Here is a 440-nt window from a genome sequence, read left to right on the forward strand (position 1 = left end):
CGTCTGTGCGTGGCGCAGTTTGTGCGAGGTCGATGAGCGAGCCACCGTCGGCTCCGAGTGTTTCGACTTTCGCGCCGGCGGCGATGCCGCGGATTTCTTCTTCCCGGCCTGGGGCGCAGACGAACAGGCGAGGTTCCGCATCGCCGCAGAAATAGCTCAGTTCCGAGAGCGTATAAGCAGTGTTGAGCGGCAAGAGTACGGCACCGCTGCGCAGGCAGGCGAGGTAGAGCGCGATGACCTCCGGCGTCTTTTCCACCTGCACYGCGATCCGGTCGCCCGGCGCGACGCCGAGCGCTTTCAGCGCCCCGGCGAAAGCGGCCGATTGCTCCAAGAGGTCGCGATAGAGGATCTGCTCGTCGCCGACGAAGGCGAAGGGTTTTTCCAGCGACGGGATGGCGGCGCGGATTCGGTCGAACATATGATTGGCCACGGATTTCCTC

Annotated in this window: 1 protein-coding gene; it reads right to left on the reverse strand. The window is 64.2% G+C overall.

Annotation, left to right across the window (positions count from 1 at the left end):
• The coding region (locus tag AC1D0P_RS29825; protein WP_477680033.1) for an AMP-binding protein at positions 1-418 on the reverse strand (418 nt) is incomplete at its 3' end.
• Between the last annotated feature and the right edge of the window lie 22 nt (positions 419-440).

The organism is Polaromonas sp. P1_G2 (assembly GCF_056405515.1).